This is a genomic window from Streptomyces noursei (assembly GCF_016917755.1).
Taxonomy (GTDB): Bacteria; Actinomycetota; Actinomycetes; order Streptomycetales; family Streptomycetaceae; genus Streptomyces; species Streptomyces yunnanensis.
Map to the genome: position 1 here is coordinate 3,519,316 of NZ_CP070326.1, position 26,990 is coordinate 3,546,305.

The window sequence follows — 26,990 nt, forward strand, 5'->3', positions numbered from 1 at the left end:
GCGGCCCCCCTGGCCGAATTCTCACCCTCATACCGGACGGAAGGTAGGTATCGTTACTTCTCCGTTATCCACCTTCGTGATGGCGCGTCGGGGGGCGCCGGCGGAGCGGGCCGGGAGGGTTACGCTCGGCCGGTGAGTGCGGAAGAGCGGAGCGCGGCCCGGGGTTCCCGGCGGGCCGGCGGCGGCCGGGAGGCGCAGCGCGCGGAGCGGCGGGCGGTGATCCTGGAGGCTGCCATGGAGCTCATCGCCGAGCGCGGCTACCGCCGGACCTCGCTCGCCGCCGTCGCCGCGCGGGCCGGGCTGACGCAACAGGGGCTGCTGCACCACTTCCCGACGAAGGAGCTGCTGCTGATCGGCGTGCTGGAGGCGCGCGACCGCTGGGACGCCGCCGCGGCGGCCGCCGGCTCCTGGCGCACCGGCACCCTCGCCCAGCTCGTCGAGTACAACGCCACCCGCCCCGGCATCGTCCAGGCGTACACCGTGCTCTCTGCCGACAGCGTCACCGAGGACCACCCCGCGCGCGACTTCTTCGAGGCCCGCTTCCGCGCCGTGCGCGAGGCGCTGGCCGCGGCGCTGCGGGCCGAGTTCGGCGACGCCCTGCCCGGCGGCCTGACCCCGGAGCGGGCGGCCCCGCTCCTGGTCGCGGTGATGGACGGGCTCCAACTGCAGTGGCTGCTGGACCCCGAAGAGGTGGACATGCCCGCGTCGTTCCGCGACTTCCTGACCCTGCTCGGAACCGGGGCGGCAGGGGAAGCAGAACCCGGTCCGGGGGCGGGCGAAGGGGACCGTGAGAAGTAGAGGGCAGCGCGCGGGCAGGGGCTACGCGGAGCGTCGGGAGCGTCGGCGGGGCGGGAGTTGTCCACAGGCCGGCACGGGCCGGCTGTGGGAGCGGGCATCATGAGGCAATGATCATTGCTGCCGCACAATTCCCCTCCGTACCGGGCGATATCGCCGGCAACGCCGCGCGGATGGCCGGGCTGGTCACCGAGGCCGCCGAGCGCGGCGCCGGGCTGGTGGTCTTCGCCGAGCTGGCACTGACCCACTACGACCTCTCCGCGATAGCCGCCGATCCGGCGGGGCTCTCCGTGCTGCCGGACGACCCCCGGCTGACGCCGATACGGGAGGCGTGCCGCGCGACCGGCGTCGCCGCGGTGGTCAACGGTCCCGGGCGCGGCATCGGGGACGACGCACGGCCCACCATCGCCAGCTTCGTGTACGGACCCGACGGCGACCTGCTCACCCGCTACGACAAGCGGCACCTGTTCGAGACGGAGAACGCGGTGTTCGCGCCGGGCAGCGCGCACGGCCGGTTCACCCTCGGCGGGATCCGCTTCGCGCTCGCCACCTGCTTCGACAACTCCTTCCCCGAGGTGCCGAAGCAGGCCGCGGCGGACGGCTGCCGGGTGTATCTGTCCAGTGCCTTCCACGGCGACGCCGAGCGGGTGGCGCGGTACGGCGAGTTGGCCCGCGCGCACGGGCTGCACGTCCTGCTGGCCAACGGCATCGGGGTCGGCAGCCCCGGCCCGGCCGCCGGGCTCAGCGGTTGCTGGCTGCCGTCCGGCGAGCCGGTGGCGGCGGCGTCCGCCGGGCCGGACGGGGCCGGTGCCGAGCTGGCGCTGAGCGACGTCCGGGACGCGATCACGCTGATGGCCGACCCCGCGGTGGCCGCGGTGCCGGTCCGGGAGTGCGGGGAGCCGCTGGTGGACGTGCGCACCGCGGCGCCCGGTCTGCTGGCGGACGGGAGCGCGGCCACGGACGGGGCGGGCCCGGACGGCGCACCGGCCCAGTTGCGGGAGGGGGTGCTGCGGCGGCTGCTGGCCGCACAGGAGGCGCTGCCGGAGGGGTTGCGGCTCCGGTTCGTGGAGGGGTACCGCCCGCCGGCCCTCCAGCGCCGCTACTTCACGCGGTACGGGGACGAACTGCGCGCCGCCCACCCCGACTGGGACGACGCCCGGGTCCGCCGCGCCGCCAGCCGCTTCGTGTCCCCGCCGGAGATCGCCCCGCACAGCGTCGGCGGCGCGGTGGACCTCACACTGGTCACCGCGGACGGCGGAAATGTCGATATGGGGACACCGCTCGACGCGTCCCCGGAGGAGAGCGGCGGCGCCTGCTACACCTCCGCGCCGGGCCTGACGCCCAAGGCCCGCGCCAACCGCCGGATCCTGTCCGCCGCACTGCGCGGGGCGGGCCTGGTCAACTACCCGACCGAGTGGTGGCACTGGTCCTACGGCGACCGCTACTGGGCGCTGGCCACCGGCGCGGAGCACGCGCTGTACGGGCCCCGGGAGCTCGCCGCGGGGGCCGAGCGGTGAGCGGCGGACGGGGCCGACCGGACGGGACGGCGCGGCGGGCAACTGCCCTACCGCGCCGGCCCGTTGGCCCCGTCCGCCCCCGCTCGGCCGGCACGGTCCCGCGGCCGGCGCGGCAGCCCAGCCCGCTCGGACCGTGCGCACCGCGCAGACCGTTCGGACCGTTCGGGCCGTTCGTGCTCCGCCGGTTACGGCAGCTATGCCAGTTCCTCGGCGGTGGGGTACGACGGCTGGGCGCCCGGCTTGGTGACGGCCGCGGCACCGACGCGTACCGCGAAGCGGGCCGCCTCGGGGAGGGTGGCGCCGCCCGCCAGTCGGGTGGCCAGGGCGCCGGTGAAGGCGTCGCCGGCGCCGGTGGTGTCCACCGCCTCGACCCGCACGCCCGGCACGGCCGTCGTCCCGGAGTCGTCCAGCACCAGCGCGCCGTCGCCGCCGAGCGTCACCACGACCGAGCGGGCGCCCCGCTCACGCAGTGCCGCCGCCCAGTCGGCGGGGGTGCCGTCGGCGCGGCCGGACAGTGCCCGAGCCTCGTGCTCGTTGACCACCAGTGGGTCGGCCACGGCCAGCAGTTCACGGTCGAGGTCCTCGGGCGCCGGGGAGGGGTTGAGGACGACACGGGTGCCGGCCTCCTCGGCCGCGGCCGCGGCCGCCCGCACCGTCTCCAGCGGAATCTCCAACTGGAGGGAGACCACCGCGGAGGCCGCGATGACGCCCTTGGCGGCGGCCACGTCGTCCGGGGTGAGGGCGGCGTTGGCGCCCGGCGAGACGACGATGCTGTTGTCGCCGTCCGGGTCGACGATGATCATCGCGGTGCCGGTGCGGGCGTGCTCGTCCACGATGACGGGCGCGACGTCGGTGCCCGCCGCGCGCTGGGCGGCCAGCAGCAGCTCGCCGTAGGCGTCGCCGCCGACCCGGGCCAGCAGGGCGGTGCGCCCCCCGATCCGGGCCGCCGCGGCGGCCTGGTTGGCGCCCTTGCCGCCGGCCGACTCCATCAGGTCCGTGCCCAGCACGGTCTCTCCCGCGCCGGGCCGCCGGGCCACCCGCACGGTCAGGTCCGCGTTGGCCGAGCCGACCACCAGGACGTCGTACATGCGCCGTTCCTCTTCTCTGTCCGGGCGTCGTTCTCTCGTGTCCATACGCCGCGTTGCCTTCTCTTCCTGCTTGTCGCCGCCCGGCGGGCACCGGTGGCGGCGGTCCGCCCCGGTGCCGCCCGGCGGCGCCGTCAGCCGCCGAACGCGGCGGCGTTGGCCGCCGTCACCAGCACCACCGGCACCTTGACCGTCCGCGGCAGTTTCTCCCCGCGGGCCGCCTTCAGCGCCCATGCCACGGCCTGCTTGCCGAGCAGTTCGGGTTGCTGGGCGACGGTGGCGGTGAGGGTGCCGGCGCGGACGGCCCGGACCCCGTCCGGGGTCCCGTCGAACGCCACCACCTTCACGTCCTTGCCGGAGCGGGCGCCCAGCGCCTTGGAGGCGCCGAGTGCCATCTCGTCGTTGGCGGCGAACACCCCGGCGATGTCGCGGTGCGCCTGGAGCATATTGGACATCACGTCCATGCCCTTGGTCCGGTCGAAGTCGGCGGGCTGCCGGGCGACGACCTCGATGCCGGGGTACTGCCCGATGCCCTCCTCGAAGCCCCGGCCGCGTTCGCGGGCGGCGGAGGTGCCGGGCTGGCCTTCGAGGAAGGCCACCTTGCCCTTGCCGCCGAGCGCCTCGGCGAGGGTCCTGGCGGCGAGCCGGCCGCCGGCGACGTTGTCGGAGGCGATGGTCGAGCCGACCTGCCCGCCGTTGACGCCGCGGTCGATGGAGATCACCGGCACCTTGGCCCGGTTGGCGACACCGACGGCGGGGACGGCGGCGTCGGCGTCCACCGGGTTGATGATGGCCGCCTTCACCTGCTGGCTGGTGAAGGTCTCCATCTGGTTGATCTGCTGCATGGGGTCGTTCTGCGCGTCGGTGATGTTGATGTGCAGCCCGCGGGCGTCCGCCTCGGCCTGTGCGCCCTTCTTGATACCGACGAAGAACGGGTTGTTCATCGTGGACAGGGCCAGACCGAGGTCGGTGTTGCCCCCGCGGTCGCAGCCGGCCAGGGCGAGGGCGCCGACCGCGAGGGCCGCGCCGAGCAGTGCCGTGCGCCGCCTCATCGCGCGCTCCTGCGCCGCAGGGTGTCCAGGAGGACGGCGAGCGCGATCACCAGACCGGTGGCGACCTGCTGCCAGAAGGCCGAGACGCTCAGCAGGTTGAGGCCGTTGCGCAGCACGGCGAGGATCAGCGCGCCGATCAGCGTGCCGGACGCCTTACCGGAGCCGCCGGAGAGGCTGGCCCCGCCGATGACGACGGCGGCGATGGCGTCGAGTTCGTAACCACTGGCGGCCTGCGGCTGCGCGGAGGTGAGCCGGGCCGCCAGCACGATGCCGGCGACGGCGGCGAACAGCCCGGACAGCGCGTAGATCACGAGCTTGCGGCGCTTGACGTCGATGCCGGAGAGGCGGGCCGCCTCCTCGTTGCCGCCGATCGCGAACATCGCGCGGCCGGAGTACGTCCGGGCCAGGATCAGCGCGGCGATCAACCCCATCGCGATCATGACGAGGACGGGGACCGGCAGCCAGTCGCCCAGGGTGTCGCCGAGCCCGTTGACCGCACCGGGGAAGGGGATCGGCGAGCCACCGGAGATGACCAGGGCCAGGCCGCGGCCGACGGACAGCATCGCCAGGGTGGCGATGAAGGCCGGCAGTCGTCCGTAGGCGACCAGGGCGCCGGAGAGCAGGCCGGCGAGCGCGCCGACCGCGAGGCCCAGCGGCACCGCGAGCCAGACCGGCAGCCCCTGATCGGTGGCGGCCCAGGCGACGACGGTGGCCGAGAGTGCGGCGACCGAGCCGACGGACAGATCGATGCCGGCCGAGACGATCACGAAGGTGACGCCGAAGGCCAGGATCGCGGTGACCGACGCCTGGACGCCGACATTGAGGAGGTTCTGGCCGTTGAGGAAGTCCCGGGAGAGCACGGCCATCACCACGACCAGGGCGATCAGGCCGCCGAGCGGGCCGTTGCGCAGCACGGCCCGGGAGGACCACGCCCCGAAGCCGTCCGGGGCCGTGCCCCCGCCCGCCGCCCGTGGGCCGGCTGCCGTCTTCACCTCAGCGGACATCGGAGCCCTCCATCGCGCTCTCGTCGGTGTGCGTGCCGTCGGGGGCGGCGTGCGGGGACTGCAGCGCCAGCTCCATCACGGCGTCCTGGGTGGCCTGCCCGGCCGGCAGTTCGCCGGTCAGCCGGCCCTGTGCCATCACCAGCACCCGGTCGCTCATGCCGAGCACCTCGGGCAGATCGCTGGAGATCATCAGCACCCCGCAGCCGGCGGCCGTCAGCTCGTTGACGAGCTGGTAGATCTCGACCTTGGCGCCGACGTCGATGCCGCGCGTCGGTTCGTCCAGGATCAGCAGCCGGGTCTTCGCCAGCAGCCACTTGCCGATGACGATCTTCTGCTGGTTGCCGCCGGAGAGGGTGCGGGCGTGCTGCCCCAGACCGCTCATCCGGACCTTCAACCGCCCGGCGACGTCGGCCGCTTCGCGCCGCTGGCCGCGCCGGTCGACCAGCCCACCGCGGGTGTCCCGGTCGAGCCGGGCCAGCGTCAGGTTGTCCTGGAGCGAGGCGTCCAGGACCAGGCCCTGGCCCTTGCGGTCCTCGGGCACCAGCCCCAGCCCTGCCCGCATCGCGGCCCGGACGTCGCCGCGGGCCAGCCGCTCGCCGGCCACCTCGACGGTGCCGGCGTCGTAGCGGTCCACGCCGAAGACCGCCCGGGCGACCTCGGTGCGGCCGGCGCCGACCAGTCCGGCCAGGCCCACCACCTCACCGGCCCGGATGTCGAAGTCGATGCCTTCGAAGACCGGTCGGGCCGGGGCACCGCCGGTGCCCTTGGCGCCGTGCCGGGTCAGGCCCCGTACGCGCAGCAGCGGCGCGCCCGGCTCGTCGGGGCGGCGGCGGGGGTACTGCTCGGCGATGTCCCGGCCGACCATCAGCCGGATGAGTTCCTCCTCGCCAGTGGAGGCGGGCACCTGGTCGACCGAACGGCCGTCGCGCAGGACGGTGACCCGGTCGCCGAGGGCGCCGATCTCGTCGAGGTGGTGGGTGATGAAGATGATGCCGACGCCGGCCTCGCGCAGTTCGCGGACGATGCCGAAGAGGGTCTCCACCTCTTCGGAGGTGAGCACCGCGGTCGGCTCGTCCATGATCAGCACCCGGGCGTCCAGGCTGAGCGCCTTGGCGATCTCCACCATCTGGAGCCGGGCGATGCCGAGTTCGGCGACCGGGGTGTTCGGGGAGACGTCGAGGCGCACCCGGCGCAGCAGGTCGGCGGCGCGGGCGCGCATGGCCTTCCGGTCGATCAGGCCGAGCGCGGTGCGCGGTTGGCGGCCCAGGAAGATGTTCTCGGCGACGGTCAGCCCGGGGACGAGGTTGAACTCCTGGTAGATGGTGGCGATGCCGAGCCGTTCGGCGTCCTGCGCGGAGCGGATCTGCACCTCGCGGAGCCCGTCGGGCGCACCGTCCGGGCCGCCGCGGACGAGGATGCGGCCGGCGTCCGGGCGGTGGGCGCCGGAGAGCATCTTGATCAGGGTGCTCTTGCCCGCGCCGTTCTCGCCGAGCAGCACGTGCACCTCGCCGGCGCGCAGGCTCAGATCGACGCCGTCCAGCGCACGGACGCCGGGGAACGCCTTGGTCACCCCCTCGACGCGCAGCAGTTCGCGGCCGTCCGGTACGTCGTCGTTGGCGCCGGTCATGCGCTGCCCCTCTCTCCTCGGTGTCGTCCTCGGCTGGCGGGTGGTCTGCGGGCGGTGCGCCCGTGCCGGGTCCCGACGGGCGGGCCGGTCGGGCCGGTCGGGGCGGATCGGGCCGGTCCGGACGGGTCCGGTGCGGCGCGCGGGTGCGGTCAGCGGGCCGGCGCCTCGCCGCAGGAGCGGCGCGGCACCAACCGGGCGGGCAGCAGCACGGATGCGGCGGGGCGGCCCTCGATCCGCTCCAGCAGGGTCCGCACGGCGGCCCGCCCGAGGTCGCGGGTGGGCTGGGCGATGGCGGTCAGCGGCGGGTCGGTGTGCGCGAACCACGGCACGTCGTCGTAGACCACCAGCGCCATGTCGTCGGGGACCCGCAGGCCGCGGGCGCGGAGTTCGTCCATCGCGCCGAGCGCCATCAGGTTGTCGGTGGCCAGCACGGCGTCCGGCGGTTCGGGGAGGTCCAGGAAGTCGCTCATCATCCGGCGTCCGCCGCTGGGTTGGAGGTCGGGGGTGGCGCCGACCCGCTCGTCGGGGAGCGCGATGCCGTGGCCGGCCAGGGCGTCGCGGAAGAGTTCCAGGCGTTCGTCGCCGGTGGGGGTGCCGGCCGGGGCGACGATGATCGCGGGGCGGCGGCGGCCGAGCGCGGCGAGGTGGGCGGCGAGGTCGGTGAGCGCGGTCCGGCCGTCGGCGCGGACGCACGGCGCGTCGATGCCGGGGACGGCGCGGTCCAGCAGGACGAGCGGGGTGCCGGAAGCGACCACCTCGCGGAGCATCGCCGAGCCGGTACCGGCCGAGCTGACCAGCAGACCGTCGATCCGGCGGTCGAGCAGGGTGCGGATGTAGTCGTCCTGCTGGGCGGGGCGTTCGCCGGCGTTGCCGATGACGAGGCTGTAGCCGAGGCCGCGGGCGGCGTCCTCGACGGCGTCGGCCAGCTCGGTGAAGAACGGGTTGGTGAGGTCGCTGATCACCAGGCCGAGTGCGCCGGTCCGGGCGGTGCGCAGGGCGCGGGCGACGCTGTTGGGGCGGTAGCCCAGTTCCCGTACGGCGGCGAGGACCCGTTCGCGGGTCTCGGCGACCGGGCTGTTGCCGTTGAGGACCCGGGAGACGGTGGCGACGGAGACCCCCGCCCGCTCCGCCACATCCTTGATGTTCGCCATGGCTCCGTTGCCACCCTGCCTCGTGTAATCGATTACGTGTGCCGCGCGAGGGCTACGAAATCGATTACACGGGTGATGCGTCAAGACTCCGCGCACGAATGTTGCCTGCGTCACAGCGGGCGCCGGGCGGGACCGCTGCCGGTGGCGCGGGAACGGAGGAGGGCCGCACCCCGGGGTGGGATGCAGCCCTCGGCTGCCCGGTGCCGGGCGCGGCCCGTCAGGCCGCCCCGGCTCCTTCGGCCGTCCCGGCCGGGTCAGACGACGGTCAGCGTGACCTCGATGTTGCCGCGGGTGGCGTGGGAGTACGGGCACACCTGGTGCGCCTTCTCCACGAGCTCCTTGGCGGTGGCCGCGTCGACGGTGGGGATCGACGCGATGATCTCGACCGCGAGGCCGAAGGCGCCGTCCGGGGTCTTGCCGATGCCGACCTTGGCGGTCACCCGGGAGCCGGTGACGTCGGCGTTCTCCCGGCGGGCGACGACGCTGAGCGCGCCCTGGAAGCAGGCGCTGTAACCCGCCGCGAAGAGCTGCTCCGGGTTGGTGCCGGCGCCGCTGCCGCCCTGCTCCTTGGGCGGGTTGACGACGACGTCGAGCTTGCCGTCGTCGCTGGCGACGCGGCCGTCGCGGCCGTTCTCGGCGGTGGCGACGGCGGTGTAGACGACGTCGACGGTCTGGATGGACATACCGAATCCTCCTGTGGTTCGCCGCGACTCGCGCCCACGCATCGCGACGGCTTGCCGCCGAGCCTAACGGGCCGGGGCACGAGGGCGGGAGGCGAGTCTCACACTGCGGAGCCCTCCGTCGCGGCGACCGGGCCGGACGGAGCCCGGGTGGGAACGGCGCCGGCCGCCCGGAGCAGGGCGACCGTTTCCGGGTGCGGACCGGCCAGCGCCCAGTCCAGCGGCGCGAGGCCCGTGCCGTGGTCCTCCCGGAGCCGGGGATCGGCGCCGTGCGCGAGGAGGTCGCGCACCGCCGCCGCATGGCCCCAGCAGGACGCGGCGCACAGCGGCGTGCCCTCGCCGCCGTGTCCACTCTCGGCGTCGGGCGGCGCACCCGCCGCCAGCAGCACACGGACCGTGTCGGCGGCACCGTGCACGGACGCCGCGTACAGCGGGGTGGTGCCGTCGGCGTCGGCCGCCGCCGGATCGGCTCCGACCCGCAGCAGCGCCGCCACCTGGGCGGCCCCGCGCAACGCCGCTGCCGCGACAAGGCGGTTGGCGAGCTTCTTGCGCTCCCGGTTGTTCATGGGCACGACGCTACGACCACGGACCGGCGGGCGCCCGTGGGGGCGGGGCGGTCCACCGGGCACCAGACCGGGGCCCGGTGCCCGGGGTCCGACCGCGGACGTACCGGTCGACGGCCCCGCTCCCCCGCGGTCCGGGCCTCAGTCCGCCAGGCTCACGATCATCTTCCCGGTGTTGGCGCCGCGGAGCATGCCGAGGAACGCCTCGACGCCGTTCTCGATGCCCGAGACCTTGGTCTCGGAGTACTTCAGCTCACCGGAACGGATCCAGCCGGAGACCTCCTCGACGAACTGCGGCTGGAGCGCCTGGTGGTCGCTCACCAGCAGGCCCTCCAGCCGGAGGCGCTTGCCGATCACCAGGGCCAGATTGCGCGGGGCGGGGCTCGGCTCGGTGGCGTTGTACATCGAGATCATGCCGCAAATGGCCGCCCGGCCATGGACGTTGAGCACGCTGATGGCGGCTTCGAGGTGGTCGCCGCCGACGTTGTCGAAGTAGACGTCGATGCCGTCGGGGGCGGCGGCCTTGAGCTGCTCGGTGACGTCGCCGTTCTTGTAGTTGAAGGCGGCGTCGAAGCCGTACTCCTCGGTGAGCAGGCGGACCTTCTCGTCGGAGCCGGCGGAGCCGATGACCCGGGAGGCGCCCTTGAGGCGGGCGATCTGCCCGACCTGGCTGCCCACCGCGCCGGCCGCGCCGGAGACGAAGACGGCGTCGCCCTCCTTGAACCCGGCGACCGCCAGCAGGCCCGCGTACGCGGTCAGGCCCGGCATGCCGAGGACGCCGAGGTAGGCGGTGAGCGGGGCGAGCGAGGCGTCCACCTTGGCGACCCGGTCGGCGCCGAGGACGGCGTGCGAGCGCCAGCCGAGGCCGTGCAGGACGTGGTCGCCGACGGCGAAGCCCTCGGCGCGCGAGGCGAGGACCTCGCCGACCGCGCCGCCGTCCATCGGCTGATCCAGCTGGAAGGGCGGGACGTAGGACTTCACGTCGTTCATCCGACCGCGCATGTACGGGTCGACGGAGAAGTGGAGGTTCTTGACGAGGATCTGGCCGTCGGCGAGCTCGGGCAGCGCGGCCTCGCGCAGCGCGAAGTCGTCGGGGGTGGGCCAGCCCTGCGGGCGGGCGACGAGGTGCCATTCGCGACTGGTCGTCGGCAGCGGTGCGGACATGAGCGTGAACCTCCAAATGTTTCAGTTACTGAAACAATAATGAGCCTGAATATTTCATGCTGTCAAGTAATTGGGTATCCTGGTGTGTATGACAGCGCGCCCAGACCCTCTGACCGTCGAGGTGGTCGACCTCATCGGCACCGTCGTCGCCCGCTACCACGAGGAGTACGAGCGCGCCGCGGCCGAGCACTCCCTCACGGGCGCCCAGGCCCGGCTGCTGCGCCTGCTGGCGATGGAGCCGATGCCGATGCGCAAGCTCGCGCAGTGCCTGAAGTGCGAGCCGTCCAACGTCACCGGCATCGTGGACCGCCTGGAGTCCCGCGGCCTGGTGGAGCGCCGCCCCGACCCGGCCGACCGCCGGGTCAAGCTGGCCGTCCCCACCGACGAGGGCCGGGCGACGGCCGACCGGCTGCGCACGTCGCTGGACTTCGCCCGCCAGCCGCTCGGCCGGTTGACGGTCGCCGAGCGCACCCTGCTCAAGCAGCTGCTCCAGCGGATGCTGGGTGTCGAACCGGAGGTGCCGGAGGCGCCCGGGACGGGCCGGGAAGCCGGGGAGCGCCGCCGAAGCGAGGGCTGAGGAGCGGGCAGGGGCCGAGGGGCGGGCAGGGCCGGGGGAACGGGCCGGCGGAGTGCGCGCGGCACCGGCCGGCGCCCACGGCAGGTGACCGAATTGGCCCAGGCGCAGCACGGCCGAGTGTCCCAGATGGCCGGGCCGGTGACGCCTTAACCTGGTCGGCATGACGCACCAGAACCCCAGCCGCCCCACCGTCGACTTCTACTTCGACCCCATCTGCCCGTTCGCCTGGATCACCTCCCGCTGGATCCTGGAGGTGGAGAGCCTCCGGGACATCGATCTGCGGTTCCGGGTGATGAGCCTGTCCGTGCTCAACGAGGGCCGCGAGGACCTCCCCGAGAAGTACCGCGAACTACTGGACGCCGGCTGGGGCCCGGTGCGGGTGTGCATCGCCGCCGCCCAGGAGCACGGGGAAGAGGTGCTGCGCGACCTGTACACCGCGCTCGGCACCCGGATCCACAAGGAGGGCCGGGAGGACACCGCGGCCGTCATCGAGGAGGCGCTCGCCGAGGTCGGGCTGCCCACCGAGCTGGCCCGCGCCGCCGAGCAGGACACCTACGACGACGCGCTGCGCAAGAGCCACCACGAGGGCATGGACCCGGTCGGCGAGGACGTCGGCACGCCCACCATCCACATCGACGGGGTGGCGTTCTTCGGCCCCGTCCTGATGGCGATCCCCCGGGGCGAGGACGCGGTGCGGATCTTCGACGGGGTCCGCCTGCTCGCCGGCTACGACCGGTTCTTCGAGCTCAAGCGGACCCGTACCGGGGAATTCGACTTCAGCTGACGTCAGTTGACGGCGGCGGGTGCGGCGGCCTCACGGGCGCCGTCCGCCGCCGCGCCCGCCCTACCACCCTCGTCCGTCGGCGTGCGCAGGCCGCGCAGCAGCACCACCGCCAGGACCGCGGCCGCGGCCATCACGCCCGCGGCGCACAGGGCGGCGGCGTGCAGCCCGTGCATGAAGGCGTCCCGGGCGGCGGACACCAGGGCGTGGCCGACCCGGTCCGGCAGGTGGGCGGCGACCTGAAGGGCACCGGCCAGAGTCTCGTGCGCCGCGCCGGCGGCCCCCTTCGGGAGGCCGGCGAGCAGCGCGCCCTCGATGTCGTCCCCGTAGACCGCGCTCCCGATGGTGCCGAGGATCGCCATGCCCAGGGCGCCGCCCAGTTCGGTGCCCGACTCCAGGACCGCCGAGGCGGAACCGGCGCGCTCGGGCGGGGCGGCGCCGAGGGCCAGTTCGTTGCCGAGTGACATCACCGCCACCAGGCCGCTGGCGTAGACCGCGGCGCCGCCCAGGACGGACCACAGCGGCGAGGACGCCTCCAGCCGGGACAGCCAGAGGAAGCCGCCGGCCGCGAAGACGAAACCGGCGGCGACCAGGTAGGCGCGGTCCAGGCGCCGGGCGAGCGCGGCGGACAGCGGCGCGATCGCGCCGACGGCGAGGGACGGCACCATGTGCCACAGCGCGGCCCGCAACGGGCTCATGCCCCGTATGGTCTGGAGGTACTGGGTCAGGAACACGGCACAGCCGACGACCGTGAACATCGCCAGCAGGTTCATCAGGACCGAGCCGCTGAACCCACGGTGCCGCAGCAGCTCCAGGTCGAGCATCGGATGGCGGGCGGTGCGCTGCCGCAGGACGAAGGCCGCGGCCGCCAGCACGCCGACGACCAGGGCGGCGACCGGCAGCACAGCCACGCCGTTCCGGGCGATCTCCTTGATGCCGTAGACGACCGGCAGCATCGCCGCCAGGGAGAGCACCGACCCCAGGAGGTCGAAGCGGCCGGCGGCCGGGTTCCTGAACTCCGGGAGCAGCAGCGGGCCGCAGATCAGCAGCAGCGCCATCGCGGGGGTGTTGACCAGGAAGACCGAGCCCCACCAGAAGTGCTCCAGCAGCGCCCCGCTGAGCACCGGGCCGATGGCGATGCCGCCGGTCACCGCCGCCGACCAGATGGCGACGGCCTTGCCGCGCTGCCGCTCGTCGGGGAAGAGGTTGCGGATCATGGCGAGGGTGGACGGCATCAGGGTGGCGCCGCCGACACCGAGCAACGCCCGTGCGGCGATGAGCATTTCGGCGCTCTGCGCGTATGCGGCCAGGCAGGAGGCGAGGCCGAAGAGCACGGCGCCGGTCAGCAGCAGTCGACGGCGGCCGATGCGGTCGCCGAGCGCTCCCATGGTGATCAGCAGGCCGGCGAGGACGAAGCCGTAGACGTCGAGGATCCACAGCTGTTGGACGGCGCTGGGCTCCAGTTGGGCGGACAGGAACGGCACGGCGAAATAGAGGACCGAGACGTCCATCGAGACGAGCAGGCAGGGCAGCAGGAGGACGACCAGGGCGACCCACTCCCGGCGGCCCGCCTTCGGCGCGGGCGCACCCCGCACCTTGGAGGTATACGCAGTAAACGACATGGCGGACAGCGTAGGCACCCGGGGTTTACGGCACAAACACCTTGCGGCACTTGGGGTTTTGGGGTTCGTCACACTAGTGCACCTCGGTGAGGACAGGGGCGCCCGCGGCGCCGCTGCTACGCTCGACGGCGCGGAAAACCCGGGGAGAACCCCTCGGTGCACTAGTACGGAGGCCGCCGCGTGAACCAGTCCGCACCACCGCCCTACCGACAGATCGCGGACGCCGTGCGGGCCCGCGTCGACGCCGGCGAACTGGCCCCCGGCGACCGGGTGCCGTCGACCCGGCGGATCACCCAGGAGTGGGGCGTGGCGATGGCGACCGCCACCAAGGCGCTCGCCGCACTGCGCCAGGAGGGCGTCGTCCGCGTCGTACCGGGAGTGGGGACGGTGGTCGCCGCACGGGGCAGCCAAGGCAGCGCTCCTGACGGCCGGCCATCCGGGACGGACGCGGCCCCCGGGGACGCGTCGCGGGGACGGTCCGCGCGGGAGGGCGACGGCGCGCTGACGCGCGAGCGGATCGTCCGGGCCGGGATCGAGGTCGCCGACGGGGAGGGGCTGCGGGCGCTGTCCATGCGCCGGGTGGCGGCGGAGTTCGGGGTCTCCTCGATGGCGCTCTACCGCCATGTGGGCAGCAAGGACGAGCTGGTGATGCAGATGGCGGACGCCGCGTTCGCCGAGGTGCGGCTGCCGGAACCGGCGCCGACCGGCTGGCGGGACCGGATGGAGGCGGGCGCCCGACTCCAGTGGGCGCTCTACCGGCGGCACCCCTGGCTCGCCCAGTATCTGTCGATCAGCCGGCCGCAGCCGATGCCGCGGGCGATGGCGGTCATCGAGTGGACCATGGCGCGGGTCGAGGGGATGGACCCGACGACGCTGCTGCACATGTCGGTGACGCTGCTGAACCACGTGCGCGCCACCGCCGCGGTGTTCGAGGACGACCTGGAGGCGGAGCAGCACACCGGGATGGACCGGGACCAGTGGATGGCCGCCATGGAACCGGCCTACGAGCGCATCCTGCGATCCGGCGGGTATCCGATGTACGCGGGGGTGGACGGACTGGAATCGGACGCGGTGACCCTGGACACCCTCTTCGAGTTCGGGCTCGCGCGGCTGCTGGACGGGATGGGGTTGCTGGTGGAGGGGCGGGCGCGAGGGGCGGCGGGGGGAGGGCGGGGGCCTGGGGGTGGGGCCTAGGGGGTGGGCGAACACATCCCGTAGGGGATGCGGACGCCCCCTGCGGGGCCACAACGCGGCGCGGCCGGGAGGTATTCCGGCGGAACGCGGCGCGGCGGGGCAGTATTCCGGCGGGACGCGGCGGGGGGGGAGGTACGCCGGCAATCCCCCGCCCCCGGCCCCCGCCCCCGGGCCGCCGTCAGCCGAGTTTGCCGCGTAACCGCTGGGCGCGCAGGACCAGTTCGAGTTCGAAGCGGCGGTCGGGGTCCTCGACGTCGTCGCCCCACAGTTCGCGGATCTGGCGGAGGCGGTAGCGGACGGTCTGCGGATGGACGCCGAGGCGGGCGGCGATCTCGGGGGCGCCGCCGCGGGTCTCCAGCCAGGCGAGCAGGGTCTCGGCGAGCCGCCGGCCGTGGGTGGGACCGCAGTGCTCCAGCGGGGCGAGGCGGCGGCGGGTGAGGTCCTCGATCAGTTCGCCGGGCGGCAGCAGCACCAGCGCCTCGGTGTGCTCGGTGCACCGCAGCAGCTCGCCGGCGGGCAGCAGTCCGCGCTCCATCAGGTCGACCGCGGAGGCCGCCCAGCGCAGCGACTTCCCGGCGTCCAGCAGCGGCACGGCGGGCCCGATGGCGCCCGACCAGCCGGCCGCGGCGCGGGACAGCAGTTCGCTGCGGCCGGGGGCGTCCGGGTCCGGCACCACCAGGCGGGGCCGTTCGCACTCCATGTCGAGCAGGATGCCGTCCGCGACCGCGGGCGCCACCGCCTCCCGGTCCGGGCGCAACAGCACCGCCACCGCGACCCGTTCGGGCAGCGGCCAGCCGACCAGCCGGGCCCGTTCGGCGAGCAGCGGACGGGGGTCCCCCGGTTCCGCCGCGGGGGCGGGGAGGGGGGGCTCGCCGGGGTCCGGGACGCCCGGCAGGGCGCCGTCCCGGTGGCGGCGACGGCCGTCCCGCGTCGCGTGATCGGGGTCCGCGAACAGCTGGTCCATCAGGCGGCGCTGCATCCGCAGCCGCTCGCCGGCCTGACGGGCCGCGGCCTCCGCGTAGCCGCGGACGGACTCGGCGACCAGCCCGTCGAGGTACTCGAAGCCGGACTCGGCCAGTTCGTACATGGCGGGGGCGGGGATGGCGACCTCCTGGCCGATCTCCGCCAGCCGCCGCCAGGCCAGGCGCACGCCCAGCCGGTAGATCGCCTGGAGGACGTCCAGGCTGCGTCCCTGGATCACCTCGCCGCGGCCGAACTCCTGGAAGACGCGCGGGTGGACGTGCGGCCGGTCCAGGCCGGCGGTGAGGTGCCCGAGGAACTGCTCCAGGGACTGCCGGATGCCGACCAGGGCCCGCGGCTCCCCCGACTCGTCGGGGATCAAAGGGAGTTGGGGGTACTCCCGACGGATCTCCCGGAAGATCTCCTGCGCCAGCGCGGGCACTTCCTCCAGTGCCAGGGCGGCGAACCGGTGCACCTGATAGGGCGGCACCTCGCGCCACGCCGAGCGGACCGCGGTCACCACTGCGGCGGCCCTTACGCGCCGGGCCGGCCGAAGGTCACCAGCGGTACGTTCGGCTGCTCGGGCGTGGTCTCCAGGGCGGCGACGATGCCCAGTGCGGCGCCCACGGCCAGGGCGGCGGCGGCCAGTGCGGTCAGCGCGGCGGCGAGCATGCGGTGCATGGCGCGGCGATCCCTTCGTCGGCAGCCGGTACCGGGAGAGCGGCGCGAGCGGTACCGGGAGAGCGGAACAGAGGAGCACGTCGGCAGGCGTACGGCCGCGGGGCGGACGGCCCTGCGGCCCCGCGGCCCGCAGGGCCCAACGGCTCGGAAGACCGGCGGCGGTGCCGCGTTCCCACCGCGCGGCGCCGCTTCGGTCGTGGTGCCTGCCGAGTGTGGAAGGGCATTGACGCGCTGTCAAGGGTTCGCTTACGTTCCCGGCCCATGGCGCCGCGTCGCGGCGCCGCACGTGCACCAGGGCGTGTTCCCCCACCGCTTCCAGGAGTGCTCGTATGCGTCCGTCCAGACATCCCGGCTCTTCCACCGCCGACTCCGCTCCGCCCTCCCCCGTGCCCCGCACCGCCTCGCCGCTCTCCCTGGCGCTCCTCGGCGCCGGCGTGTTCCTGCTGGTGCTGGCCCCGCTGTTGATCTGGTACGTGACGCCGCGGGCCGCGGTCACCCCCGTCGACGTGGACGTCACCACGGTCTTCACCGGCACCGGCAGCTACTTCGACACCGACGCGCTGACCACCCGGGACGGGCAGCGGATCACCATCACCCGGCACGTGCTGGGCGACGTCGCGGCGAGCGAGCAGAGCGGGCGGGCGGTCTGGGACGTGTCCACGACGGTCGACACCCCGCGGACGCTGCCCCTGAAGGACCCGCGCAGGGCGTTCCAGTGGACCACCGGCCGCTGGGTCACCGACCGGCGCAGCAACGCCCCGGTGCACTGCTGCGGGGAGAGTCCCACCCGCTTCGACGGGGACGCCTACCTGAAGTTCCCCTTCGCGATGGAGAAGAAGACCTACCGCTGGTGGGACGACACCCTCGGCGCGGCCGTCCCGCTCCACTTCGCCGGCACCACACAGCTACCGGGCAGCACCGGCTACCGCTTCACCGGGACCGTGCCGGCCACCCGGACCGGCACCCGGCAGGTCCCCGGGCGGCTGGTAGGCCGCCCGGGGCAGGGCCAGATCCAGGCCGAGGAGTGGTACGCCAACACCGGGATCGACCTGGTCGTCGAGGAGCGCACCGGGCGGATCGTCGACGCGTCGATCTCGCCGGTCAAGACGCTGCGGGCACCCGGCGCCCGGCGGGACGCGGTCGTGCTGCTGCGGGCCCGGAACCTCGCGTTCACGCCCGCCACCCGCCGGGCGCAGATCTCCCTGGCGCGGGCCGACAGCGGGAAGTTGGCCCTGGTCGGACGGACGCTGCCGACCGCCGCCGGCGCGGCCGGCGGGGTGCTCGCGGTGGCCGGCGGGGTGCTGGTGGCCCGCGGGCGGCGCGGTGGCCGATTCTCAGCGGCGTGAGGCCGCAACGGGCGGGAGCGGAGCGGATTTTGTCACCCCGGTGAGTAGCCGCGGGCCCGCCCCGGCGCGAACACTGTGCCTCCCACCGGGAACACGCCCCTGCACGCCCCCGTACCAACCGTCCCCTGCACGCCCGTCCCCCGCCCGTACACCCACCCGTCCCCGCACGACCCGCACGACCCGCACGACCCGCACGACTCAGCACGCAGTACGTCCCCCACCGCAGGTACCGCACCCTGAGACGAGTTGGATCGCACATGCCCCAGCATGTACCCCCCTCCCCTCCGCTGCCCGCCGCGTCCCCGGCACCGCCGGCCCCCCGCGCACCGTCCGCGGCCGCCGCTCCGGCCGCTGGCGCCGCCCCGCTCCCCCGCCGGATCGTGTTCCTGGCCCGCCGCGACCTGGGCAATCCCGCCGCCGGCGGCTCCGAACTGCTGGTGGACCGGATCGCCGACGGGCTCACCGGCCACGGCCACCAGGTCACCCTGCTGTGCGGCGGACCGGCCTCCGACCGCGACTACCGGGTCGTCTCGGCGGGCGGCGACGCCGGCCACTTCCTGCGCGTCCCCCGCCAGGTGGCGCGCCGGGCCGGCGGCTGCGACCTGCTGGTCGAGGTCTGCAACGGCATGCCCTACCTCGCGCCGCTGTGGCACCGCGGCCCGACGCTGTGCCTGGTCAACCACGTCCACACCGACCTGTGGCGGATGCGCTACCCGGCGCCCGCCGCCCGGCTCGGCCGCCGCCTGGAGCACTGGGCGCTGGCCGGCACCCACCGCGGCAACCTGATGGTCGCGGTGTCCGACTCGACGGCCGCCGCCCTCCAGGAACTCGGCGTCGCGCCCGACCGGATCCGGCTCGTCCACAACGGCGTGGAGGAACCCGGTCCGCTCGTCCCCGAGGCCCCCGAGCCGCTGTTCCTGGCCATGGGCCGGCTCGTCGAGTACAAGCGGATCGATCTGCTGCTGCGGCTGTGGGAACGGGTCCGTCCGGTCACCGGCGGCCGGCTGGTGATCGTCGGCGACGGCCCGGAGCGCGCCCGGCTGACCGCGCTGGCCGGCCCCGGCGTCACCTTCACCGGCCGGATCTCCGAACAGCGCAAACACCGACTGCTGTGCTCGGCCTGGCTGTTGCTGCACCCCTCCCTCGTCGAGGGCTGGGGCCTGGTGGTGATGGAGGCCGCCGCGCGCCGCACCCCCACCATCGGCTTCGACATCCCCGGCCTGCGGGACTCCGTCGAGGACGGCACCACCGGACTGCTGGCCCGCGGCGAGAGCGCCTTCGCCGCGCACTGGTGCACCCTGGGCCTGAGCGCCCGCCGGCGGCACGCGCTGGGCGCCGCGGCGGCCGACCGCGCCGCCCGCTTCAGATGGAGCCGGACCGTCCGCAGCTTCCGGGCAGTCGCCGCGGAGGCGTACCTGCGGCCGCTCCCCGGGCGGTGACCGCCCCGTGCGCGACCCCTCGCTGCGCAGGTCCCTGGCCCTCTTCCGGGCCTTCCTGAACGAACCGACCGACCCCGAACACTGCTACCGGCTGCTCGCCCGGGACGCCGCCGACCAGGTCGAACGCCATGTCCCGCTGGACGGCGCGGTGGTCGCCGACGTCGGCGGCGGCAGCGGCCACTTCACCGAGGAGTTCCGCCGCCGCGGCGCCCACGGCTACCTCTTCGAACCCGACCCCGCCGAACTCACCGCCCGCGGCCGGACCCCCGACGGCGCGGTGCTCGCCGACGGCTACCTGCTGCCGCTCGCCGACGGCACCGCCGACGTCTGCTTCTCCTCCAACGTCCTGGAGCACGTCGCCGACCCGCAGACCTTCCTCAGCGAACTGGTGCGGGTCACCCGCCCCGGCGGCCTGATCTACGTGGCGTTCACCAACTGGCTCTCCCCCTGGGGCGGCCACGAGACCGCCCCCTGGCACTACCTCGGCGCCGAACGGGCCCGCCGCCGCTACCACCGGCGCACCGGCCGGCCCGCCAAGCACACCCTGGGCGAGAACCTCTTCGCCGTGCACATCGGCCGCACCCTGCGGCAGGTCCGGGCCCGGGACGACGTCGCGGTGGTCACCGCCCGCTCCCGCTACGCGCCGTTCCTCGCCGAGACCATCCCCCGCCTCCCCGGCGTCCGCGAGATCGCCACCTGGAACCTCCTCCTCATCCTCCGGCGGTTGCCATGACCCAGACGCTGAAGATGTCCCCGTCCCCCGGAGCGCCCGACGCCGGCGGCACCCCGGCCGCCGCCCCCGCGCCGCCGCCCGACGCGCCGCGGCGCCGGCGCTGGCTGCTGGCGTTCTGGGCCGCGGTGCTGGTCGCGTTCCTGGCGCCCTCGCCGGGGAAGATGACGTTCGAGACCAAGCTGGGGGTGGCCGCCGACCCCGGGCGGTTCCTCGCCGACCTCGGCCACATGTGGCACGACCGGGCCGGCTTCGGCGGCCTCGCCGACCAGTACATCGGCTACGCCTTCCCCTCCCTCCCGTATTACGGCGCGACCCACGTCGTCCACCTGCCCGTCTGGCTCGCCGAACGGCTGTGGATGTCGCTGATCGTCACCACCGCCTTCTGGGGCGCCCTGCGGCTCGCCGAACGGTTCCGGGTCGGCACCCCGCCGACCCGGCTCCTGGGCGCCGCCTGCTACGCCCTGTGGCCCGCCTTCACCCTCGTCATCGGCTCCACCTCCGCCGCCGCGCTGCCCGGCGCGGTGCTGCCCTGGGTGCTGCTGCCGCTCACCGACCCGCGGCTCACCCCCCGTACCGCGGCGACCCGTTCGGCCCTGCTGATCCCCTGCATGGGCGGCGTCAACGCGGCCTCCACCCTGGCCTCCCTGCTGCCCGCCCTGCTGTATCTGCTCTCCCGTACGGGACCGCGCCGCCGCGCCCTGCTCGCCTGGTGGCTGCCGGGCGTCGTCCTGGCCACCGCCTGGTGGGCGATCCCGCTGCTCCTCCTGGGCCTGCACGGCGAGAACTTCATGCCGTTCATCGAACAGGCCGACACCACCACCGGCACCATGTCCGCCACCGAACTGCTGCGCGGCGCCGGCAACTGGGTCGGCTACCTCAACTTCGGCAAACCCTGGCTGCCCGCCGGCTGGACCCTGACCGGCAACGCCGTCGCCGTCGCCGGCTCGGCCCTGGCCGCCGCCCTGGGCCTGGCCGGCCTGGCCCGCCGCGACCTGCCCGAACGCCGCTGGCTGCTGCTCACCGTGCTGACCGTCGCCCTGATCACCCTGGCCGGCTACGGCGGCACCCTCGGCGGCCCCCTGCACGGCGCGTGGCAGGACTGGCTGAACGGCTGGCTGCGCCCGTTCCGCAACATCTACAAGTTCACCCCCGGCCTCGGGCTGGCCCTCGCCCTGGGCCTGACCCACCTGCTGGCCGCCGTCCGGTGGACGGGCACCGGGCGGCGCGCCACCCGCCCGGCCGCCCGCCGACTGCCCGCCGCCGTCGCCGCGCTGCTGGTCCTGCCGGCCCTCGCCCTGCCGTACCTCAACGGCAACGTCCTCCAGCCCGGCGCCTTCACCCAACTCCCCACCTACTGGCGGCAGACCGCCGACTGGCTCAAGGACCACACCCACGGCAGCCGCTCCCTGGTCGTCCCCGCCACCGCACACGGCCTGTTCACCTGGGGCTCCCCCATCGACGACCCCCTCGACGTACTCGCCCGATCCCCCTGGACGCAGCGCGACTTCGTGCCCTTCGGGACCCCCGGCTCGCGGCGCACCCTGGACGCCGTCGAACAGGCGCTGCTCACCGGTGCCGAGGTCCCCGGCCTGCGCGACTACCTGCACCGGGCCGGCATCCACGACGTCGTCGTCCGCAACGACCTCGACCCCGACCAGATCGGCTACGTCCCCCCGCAGACCGTCGAACGCACCCTGGAGGCGTCCGGCTACCGCAAGGCCGCCGCCTTCGGCCCGCTCACCACCGGCGGCCGGATCCCCGCCGAAGCCCCCCTCCAGGTCCAGGGCCTCTACCCGCGCCAACGCTCCGTCGAGGTCTACCGGCCACAGGGCGTCCCCGAACCGGGCCCCGTCACCGCCCCCGCCACCGCGGACACCGCCCAGCTCAGCGGCGGGCCGGAAGCCCTCCTCCAGCTCTCCGCCGACCCCGCGCTGGGCAACCGCGCCACCGTCCTGTCCGGCGACCGCCACCCCGGCCTCGGCACCCCGCCGCTCCAGCTCACCGCCGACGGGCTGCGCCGCGCCGACACCCGCTTCGGCCTGGTCAACAGCAACACCTCGTACACCTACACCGCCGACGAGACCAACCTCCCCGGCAGCCTCCAGGACCCCGGCCGCCCACCCCGGCAGATCCTCCCGACCTCCGGCATCGACCACCAGACCACTGCGGTCCTCCGCGGCGCCGCCTCCGTCACCGCCTCCTCCAGCGGCAACTGGCTCTTCCACCTGCCGCAGTACGACCCGGTCAACGCCTTCGACGGCAATCCCGACACCGCCTGGGCGGAGGGCAGCGCCGGCAACCCCGTCGGCCAGTGGATCCGCATCGCCTTCACCCACCCCACCACCCTTCCCGCGAGCCTCTCCGTCACCCCGCTGCGCGGCGACGGACTCCGCGCCGCCCCCACCGCCGTCCGCGTCCAGACCGACCGCGGCAGCGCCGACAGCACCCTCCGCCCCGACGGCTCCCGCCAGCAGATCAAGGCGCCCCCGGGCAGGGCGACCTGGCTCCAACTCACCATCCGCGGCTCGCAGAACCCGCGCGCCGGCCTCTCCGGCGCCGGCTTCACCGAGATCTCCATCCCCGGCGTCCAGGTCACCCGGCTGCTCCAGCTCCCCACGGACGCCACCCGATCCGACTCCCCCTCCCAGGTCATCTCCCTCCACCGCGGCAGCGACCCCGGCGGCCTCTCCCCCGTCTCCGCCGAGACCGGCCTGCACCGCCAGTTCACCACCGGCCGCACCGCCCCCTACACCGTCTCCGGCACCGCGCTGGCCGTCCCCAGCACCGCCCTCGACCGGCTCCTGGACAAGATCGCCCCCGAGCAGAAGGACCGCATCACCGCCACCGCAGACTCCACCAGCTTCGGCTTCGGCCAGTCCCTCAGCCCCCGCAACCTCGTCGACGGCGACCTGACGACGGCCTGGATCGCCGGCGACAAACCCACCCTCCACCTGCGCTGGCCCGGCAAGAAGAAGATCGACCAGATCGTGCTGGCCGCCGCCGGCGGCATCTCCACCCGCCCCGAGCAGATCCAGCTCAACTCCCCCTACGGCGCGGCCACCGCAGGCGTCGACGAGAACGGCCTGGCCCGCTTCGACCCGATCACCACCGACCGCCTCGACATCACCATCAGCAAGGTCAAGGAACTCACCCTCAGCAACCCCGTCGCCGGCCAGGCCCTGCAACTCCCCGTCGGCCTCAGCGAGGTCTACATCCCCGCCCTCGACGCCTACCGCACCCCGCGCCCGGCCCCCGACAAGCGCTTCGCCCTCCCCTGCGGCCAGGGCCCGATGCTCGCCGTCGACGGCATCCTGTACGCCAGCCGGGCCAGCGGCTCGATCCGCGACCTCACCGACCGCCGCCCCATCGACGTCCAGCTCTGCGGCCCGGCCGTCACCGACGGTCGGCTGCTCCTGCGCGCCGGCCAGCACCGCGTGGAGGCCGGCGACCAGGGCCCGTTGGCGATCACGGACGTGACATTGGGCCGAGGACCGGCGGCCGCGGCCATGTCGCCCTCGGTGAACACCCGGTCGTCCGCCGACGCGCGGTCCTCCACCGGATCGCGGTCCTCCACCGGATCGCGGTCCGCCACCGACTTACGGCCTCCTGCCGACGCACGGTCCGCCGGCGCCCCCGGCGCGGCACGGACCCCCGACACCGCACGAACCCCCGACACCGCACGGGCCGTCGCCGCCAAAGACTGGACCGGCGACCACCGCACCGTCACCATCGGCGCCGGCCCGGCCGCCTACCTCCAACTCCACGAGAACGCCAACGACGGCTGGCACGCCACCCTCAACGGCCGGGAACTCACCCCGCTCCGCGTGGACGGCTGGCAACAGGCGTTCCTCGTCCCGGCCGGCGCCGGCGGCACCGTCACGCTCTCCTACGCCCCGGCCACCTCCTACGACGTGGGCCTCGTCGCCGGCGCGCTGGGCATCGTCGCGCTCCTCGCCTCCGCCCTGATCCGCCGCACCCGCCGGACCCCGGGCACCCCGCCCGCCGCACCGCCGCAACCGCCCGCCCCGTCCTGGGTCCTGGGCACGCTGGCCCTGACCGCGGTGGTGGCCCTGGCAGCCGGGCCGTACGCGCTGATCGTCGCGCCGCTGGCCCTGGTGGCCCGCCTCCGGCCGCGGGCACTGGTACCGCTGGCCGGCACCGCGATGCTCGCGGCCGGCATCACCGCCGCCGTCGGCGCGGGCCACCCCGCCGCCGACCGCGAGGGCGCCTTCAGCGGGCTCGCCCAGGCCCTGGCCCTGCTGGCACTGGCGGCGGCCGTCGTCACCCTGCCGACGCCCGCGCCCGACACCTCCGCCGCGACCGACGCCCCACCGCCGGACGCTGCCGTCCCACCACCGGACACTGCCGTCCCACCGCCGGACGCCGGCACGGCACCCCCGGCCACCGGCCGGCCCCCGGCCACCAGCCAGGAGGACACCTCACGATGACCGCCCTGGAACCAGCCCGACCGGTCCAACCGGTCCAACCGGTCCAACCGGTCCAACCGGTCCAACCGGTCCAAGACGACCCGCCGGGGAGCCGGGACGTCCACCCCCGCACCACCTCCCCCACCCGTCCCCATCACCCCACGCGCATCCCGTTCCCTCTGGTGGACGAGATCTCCCGGCACTGCCTGGAGGACGACGAACCGGAGACCGTCCACATAGAGGTGCACCTCCCCGGCCGACTCGACCACGAACGGCTGCGCACCGCGTTCCACCAGGCCCTCGCCCGCCATCCGCGCGTCCTGATGCGCCAGGTACCGGCCCGCTGGTGGCACCGCCACTACACCTGGCAGCTCACCCCGGCCCCGGACGTGGACCCGGTCGTCTTCCCGCCCCCGGGCCCCGACGCCCTCGCCCACGCCCGGGCCCGCGCACTCACCGACTGCCCTCCCCTGGACGCCTCGCCCCCCGTACGCCTGGAGGTCATCGAGCCCGCGCACGCCGCCCCCGCCGACGGCCGTCCACCAGTGGCCCCCTCCACCGGCACCGTTCTGCTGCTCACCCTCCACCACACCGCCCTGGACGGCCCGGCCTGCCTCCGCATCCTGGCCACCGCCGCCGAACTGTACGCCGGGTCCACAGGCCCGGCCGGGTCAACAGAACCGGCGGGCTGTACAAGCCCAGCCAGGTCGGCAAATCCGAACGAGCCGCCCGCCCACCCACCTCGTCTACCCCATTCACCCCATCCACCTCATCCGCCCCATCCGCCGCAACCGCCTGGCCACTCCCGCCCGGGACTCCTCACCCGCCCGGCCCGCCTCGCCCCCGACCACTCCACGCCAACCACCAACCCGACGACCAGCAACCCGACGACCAGCAACCCGACGACCAGCACCAACGGCAGCGGCAGCGGCAACGGCAACGGCAACGGCATGCTCCTCACCGAACTCCCCGTCCCCACCCGCCCCCCACGCCCCACCGGCGAACGGCCCCCCTACACCGTCTACACCGTCAACGACCAACTCCTGGTCGCCACCTACCTGATGGCCGCCCGCTGGAACCAGCTCCACGACCGCCCCGCCGCCCCCGTCGTCATCACCATGCCCATCGACGACCGGCCGCGAGGCCCCCACATGCCCATCGGCAACGGCACCCGCCTCGCCGCCGTCCCCTTCCCGCCCACCACACCGCCCCTCGCGCCACACACCGGCCCGGGCGGTGCTCCCCACACCACCTCGGCCCCCACCCCCCTCACGCGTCTCCTGCATCGGACCTCCGCCCGTACCCGGGCCCTGAAGTCGACCGCTCCCCGCTCCCCGCTCGGCCTGCCCGCCGCCGTGCTGACCTCCCTCCCCCTCCCCGTCGGACCCCGCCGCGCCCTCACCCGTGCCCTCCGCTCCCTCGCCGCCGCCTGGACGCCCACCACCCTCCTCTCCAACATCGGCCGCGTCCCGTACCCCCTGGACTTCGGCGAAACGGGCGGCCGGGCGACCGCAGTGTGGTTCTCCGCGCCGGCCCGGATGCCCCGCGGCCTGAGCATCACCACCGCCGCCACCTGCGACGGGGACCGCATCCACCTCGCCCTCCGCTGGTCCCGCGCCCTCCTCGACGAGGCCGCCGCCAGCCGCCTGCTCGACCTCTTCCGGTCCTCCCTCGCCGCCACCGCCTGGCCCCCCGCCGCCACCGCCTGGCCCCCGGGATCCGCCCCCGCACCAGGACCCGTCCCCTCGGCGGAAGAAGGCGGCGCCCCATGACCACCACCCCCCTTCGGAGCTTCTACGAGAACCCCGCGGTGCCGGTCGCGTCCGGCGACGCCCGCAGCCGACGGCAGGCCCGGCTCCTGGCGCGCGCCCTCGGCCCCGTACACGCCGGCGCGCCGCCCGCCACCGTCCTGGACATCGGCTGCGGCGACGGCACCGCGGCGGCCACCGCCGCCGACGTCCTCACGGGTCACCGCGTCATCGGCGTCGACTGGTCCCAGGACGCCCTCCGCCGCGCCGCCGCCCACATAGGACACGTCGTACGCGGCGAACTCACCGACGGCGGACTCCCGTTCGCCACCGGCTCGGCCGACGCCGTCCTCTTCAGCGAGGTCATCGAGCACCTCGTCGACCCCGACGCCGCCCTCGACGAACTCCGCCGCGTGCTACGCCCGGGCGGCCATCTGCTGCTCTCCACCCCGAACCTCGCCGCCTGGTACAACCGCGGCCTCCTGCTGGCCGGTGTCCAGCCCGTCTTCTCGGAGGTCAGCCTGCGCGCCATCCACGGCCGCCCCGGCAGCCAGGTCGTCGGCCACCTGCGCCTCTACACCGCCCGCGCGCTCCGCGCCTTCCTCACCGCGTCCGGCTTCGACGTCATCCGCATCGCCGGCGCCCCGTACCACGACGTCCCCCGCCCGCTCCGCCCCTTCGACCGCGCCGCCTGCCACGTCCCGCCCCTGGCCTCCATCCTCCTGGCCCACGCCCGCCCCCACCCCACTCACCACAACCACCCCGCCCATCCCACTCACCCCACCCATCACGCTCTGCAACGAACCCGGGAACAAAACTACACTCCGTAATCGTTGCCGTAATA

The 26,990-nt window shown here is 74.7% G+C and carries 20 protein-coding genes and 1 pseudogene; 11 read left to right on the forward strand and 10 right to left on the reverse strand.

Going from position 1 to position 26,990, the window contains the following annotated elements; genetic code table 11:
- The first annotated feature begins 132 nt into the window (after positions 1 to 132).
- Both JNO44_RS15560 and JNO44_RS15565 read left to right on the forward strand, forming a co-directional pair.
- Positions 133 to 798 (forward strand): TetR/AcrR family transcriptional regulator, encoded by a 666-nt coding sequence (locus tag JNO44_RS15560; RefSeq protein WP_205364730.1) that lies wholly within the window; start codon positions 133 to 135, stop codon positions 796 to 798.
- 107 nt (positions 799 to 905) lie between these two features.
- Positions 906 to 2,312: a nitrilase-related carbon-nitrogen hydrolase gene (locus JNO44_RS15565; RefSeq protein WP_205364732.1), complete on the forward strand. Its 1,407-nt coding sequence runs from the start codon at positions 906 to 908 to the stop codon at positions 2,310 to 2,312.
- Positions 2,313 to 2,506: 194 nt separating this feature from the next.
- Here JNO44_RS15565 and rbsK read toward each other — a convergent pair whose 3' ends face one another.
- The 7 genes and pseudogenes from rbsK to JNO44_RS15605 form a co-directional block, all read right to left on the reverse strand.
- Positions 2,507 to 3,400 (reverse strand): ribokinase, encoded by an 894-nt coding sequence (gene rbsK / locus JNO44_RS15570; RefSeq protein ID WP_205364734.1) that lies wholly within the window; start codon positions 3,398 to 3,400, stop codon positions 2,507 to 2,509.
- Positions 3,401 to 3,531: 131 nt separating this feature from the next.
- A pseudogene (locus JNO44_RS43455) lies at positions 3,532 to 5,453 on the reverse strand (ABC transporter permease/substrate-binding protein).
- Positions 5,443 to 7,080 carry a sugar ABC transporter ATP-binding protein gene (locus JNO44_RS15585; RefSeq protein ID WP_205364738.1) on the reverse strand — a complete coding sequence of 546 codons (1,638 nt, stop codon included), beginning with the start codon at positions 7,078 to 7,080 and terminating at the stop codon, positions 5,443 to 5,445. Before JNO44_RS15585 ends, JNO44_RS43455 begins: the two are co-directional and overlap by 11 nt.
- Before the next feature lie 149 nt (positions 7,081 to 7,229).
- On the reverse strand, positions 7,230 to 8,231 hold the full coding sequence (locus JNO44_RS15590) for a LacI family DNA-binding transcriptional regulator (protein WP_205364739.1): 1,002 nt from the start codon (positions 8,229 to 8,231) through the stop codon (positions 7,230 to 7,232).
- 254 nt (positions 8,232 to 8,485) lie between these two features.
- Positions 8,486 to 8,914 (reverse strand): organic hydroperoxide resistance protein, encoded by a 429-nt coding sequence (locus JNO44_RS15595; RefSeq protein WP_205364741.1) that lies wholly within the window; start codon positions 8,912 to 8,914, stop codon positions 8,486 to 8,488.
- A gap of 98 nt (positions 8,915 to 9,012) precedes the next feature.
- Positions 9,013 to 9,477, reverse strand: coding sequence for an ankyrin repeat domain-containing protein (locus JNO44_RS15600; protein ID WP_205364743.1), 465 nt, complete (start codon positions 9,475 to 9,477; stop codon positions 9,013 to 9,015).
- 138 nt (positions 9,478 to 9,615) lie between these two features.
- Positions 9,616 to 10,638: an NADP-dependent oxidoreductase gene (locus JNO44_RS15605; RefSeq protein WP_205364745.1), complete on the reverse strand. Its 1,023-nt coding sequence runs from the start codon at positions 10,636 to 10,638 to the stop codon at positions 9,616 to 9,618.
- A gap of 88 nt (positions 10,639 to 10,726) precedes the next feature.
- Between JNO44_RS15605 and JNO44_RS15610 the strand changes: the two genes are divergently transcribed.
- Together JNO44_RS15610 and JNO44_RS15615 are read left to right on the forward strand one after the other, a co-directional pair.
- Positions 10,727 to 11,215: a MarR family winged helix-turn-helix transcriptional regulator gene (locus JNO44_RS15610; protein WP_073442501.1), complete on the forward strand. Its 489-nt coding sequence runs from the start codon at positions 10,727 to 10,729 to the stop codon at positions 11,213 to 11,215.
- 160 nt (positions 11,216 to 11,375) lie between these two features.
- Positions 11,376 to 11,999 carry a mycothiol-dependent nitroreductase Rv2466c family protein gene (locus tag JNO44_RS15615; RefSeq protein ID WP_067351929.1) on the forward strand — a complete coding sequence of 208 codons (624 nt, stop codon included), beginning with the start codon at positions 11,376 to 11,378 and terminating at the stop codon, positions 11,997 to 11,999.
- A 2-nt stretch (positions 12,000 to 12,001) separates the two neighbouring features.
- Here the strand turns inward: JNO44_RS15615 and JNO44_RS15620 are convergent, their stop codons facing one another.
- On the reverse strand, positions 12,002 to 13,618 hold the full coding sequence (locus JNO44_RS15620; protein WP_205364747.1) for an MFS transporter: 1,617 nt from the start codon (positions 13,616 to 13,618) through the stop codon (positions 12,002 to 12,004).
- 180 nt (positions 13,619 to 13,798) lie between these two features.
- On the opposite strand from JNO44_RS15620, the gene JNO44_RS15625 reads away from it, so the two are divergent.
- Positions 13,799 to 14,812: a TetR/AcrR family transcriptional regulator gene (locus JNO44_RS15625; RefSeq protein ID WP_205364749.1), complete on the forward strand. Its 1,014-nt coding sequence runs from the start codon at positions 13,799 to 13,801 to the stop codon at positions 14,810 to 14,812.
- Positions 14,813 to 14,990: 178 nt separating this feature from the next.
- Here JNO44_RS15625 and JNO44_RS15630 read toward each other — a convergent pair whose 3' ends face one another.
- Entirely contained in the window at positions 14,991 to 16,295 is a 1,305-nt protein-coding gene (locus JNO44_RS15630) for a PucR-like N-terminal domain-containing protein (protein WP_205364751.1), read from the reverse strand.
- Positions 16,296 to 16,306: 11 nt separating this feature from the next.
- Positions 16,307 to 16,453 carry a hypothetical protein gene (locus JNO44_RS15635; RefSeq protein WP_180990165.1) on the reverse strand — a complete coding sequence of 49 codons (147 nt, stop codon included), beginning with the start codon at positions 16,451 to 16,453 and terminating at the stop codon, positions 16,307 to 16,309.
- 329 nt (positions 16,454 to 16,782) lie between these two features.
- Here JNO44_RS15635 and pgfA point away from each other — a divergent pair, with 329 nt between their 5' ends.
- From pgfA to JNO44_RS15665, 6 genes are all read left to right on the forward strand, one after another.
- The gene (gene pgfA / locus JNO44_RS15640; protein WP_420882647.1) at positions 16,783 to 17,799 is read left to right on the forward strand and encodes a cell envelope lipid trafficking protein PgfA; all 1,017 of its coding nucleotides are present in this window, start codon (positions 16,783 to 16,785) and stop codon (positions 17,797 to 17,799) included.
- Between the two features lie 257 nt (positions 17,800 to 18,056).
- Positions 18,057 to 19,238: a glycosyltransferase family 4 protein gene (locus JNO44_RS15645; protein ID WP_205364753.1), complete on the forward strand. Its 1,182-nt coding sequence runs from the start codon at positions 18,057 to 18,059 to the stop codon at positions 19,236 to 19,238.
- A gap of 7 nt (positions 19,239 to 19,245) precedes the next feature.
- On the forward strand, positions 19,246 to 19,971 hold the full coding sequence (locus tag JNO44_RS15650) for a class I SAM-dependent methyltransferase (protein ID WP_205364755.1): 726 nt from the start codon (positions 19,246 to 19,248) through the stop codon (positions 19,969 to 19,971).
- Positions 19,968 to 24,419 (forward strand): alpha-(1->3)-arabinofuranosyltransferase domain-containing protein, encoded by a 4,452-nt coding sequence (locus JNO44_RS15655; RefSeq protein ID WP_205364757.1) that lies wholly within the window; start codon positions 19,968 to 19,970, stop codon positions 24,417 to 24,419. The genes JNO44_RS15650 and JNO44_RS15655 overlap by 4 nt, the downstream gene beginning before the upstream one ends.
- A complete protein-coding gene (locus tag JNO44_RS15660; RefSeq protein ID WP_420882648.1) occupies positions 24,416 to 26,170 on the forward strand; it encodes a condensation protein in 1,755 nt (584 codons plus the stop codon). The genes JNO44_RS15655 and JNO44_RS15660 overlap by 4 nt, the downstream gene beginning before the upstream one ends.
- Positions 26,167 to 26,976, forward strand: coding sequence for a class I SAM-dependent methyltransferase (locus JNO44_RS15665; RefSeq protein WP_205364761.1), 810 nt, complete (start codon positions 26,167 to 26,169; stop codon positions 26,974 to 26,976). Before JNO44_RS15660 ends, JNO44_RS15665 begins: the two co-directional genes overlap by 4 nt.
- Positions 26,977 to 26,990 lie beyond the last annotated feature (14 nt).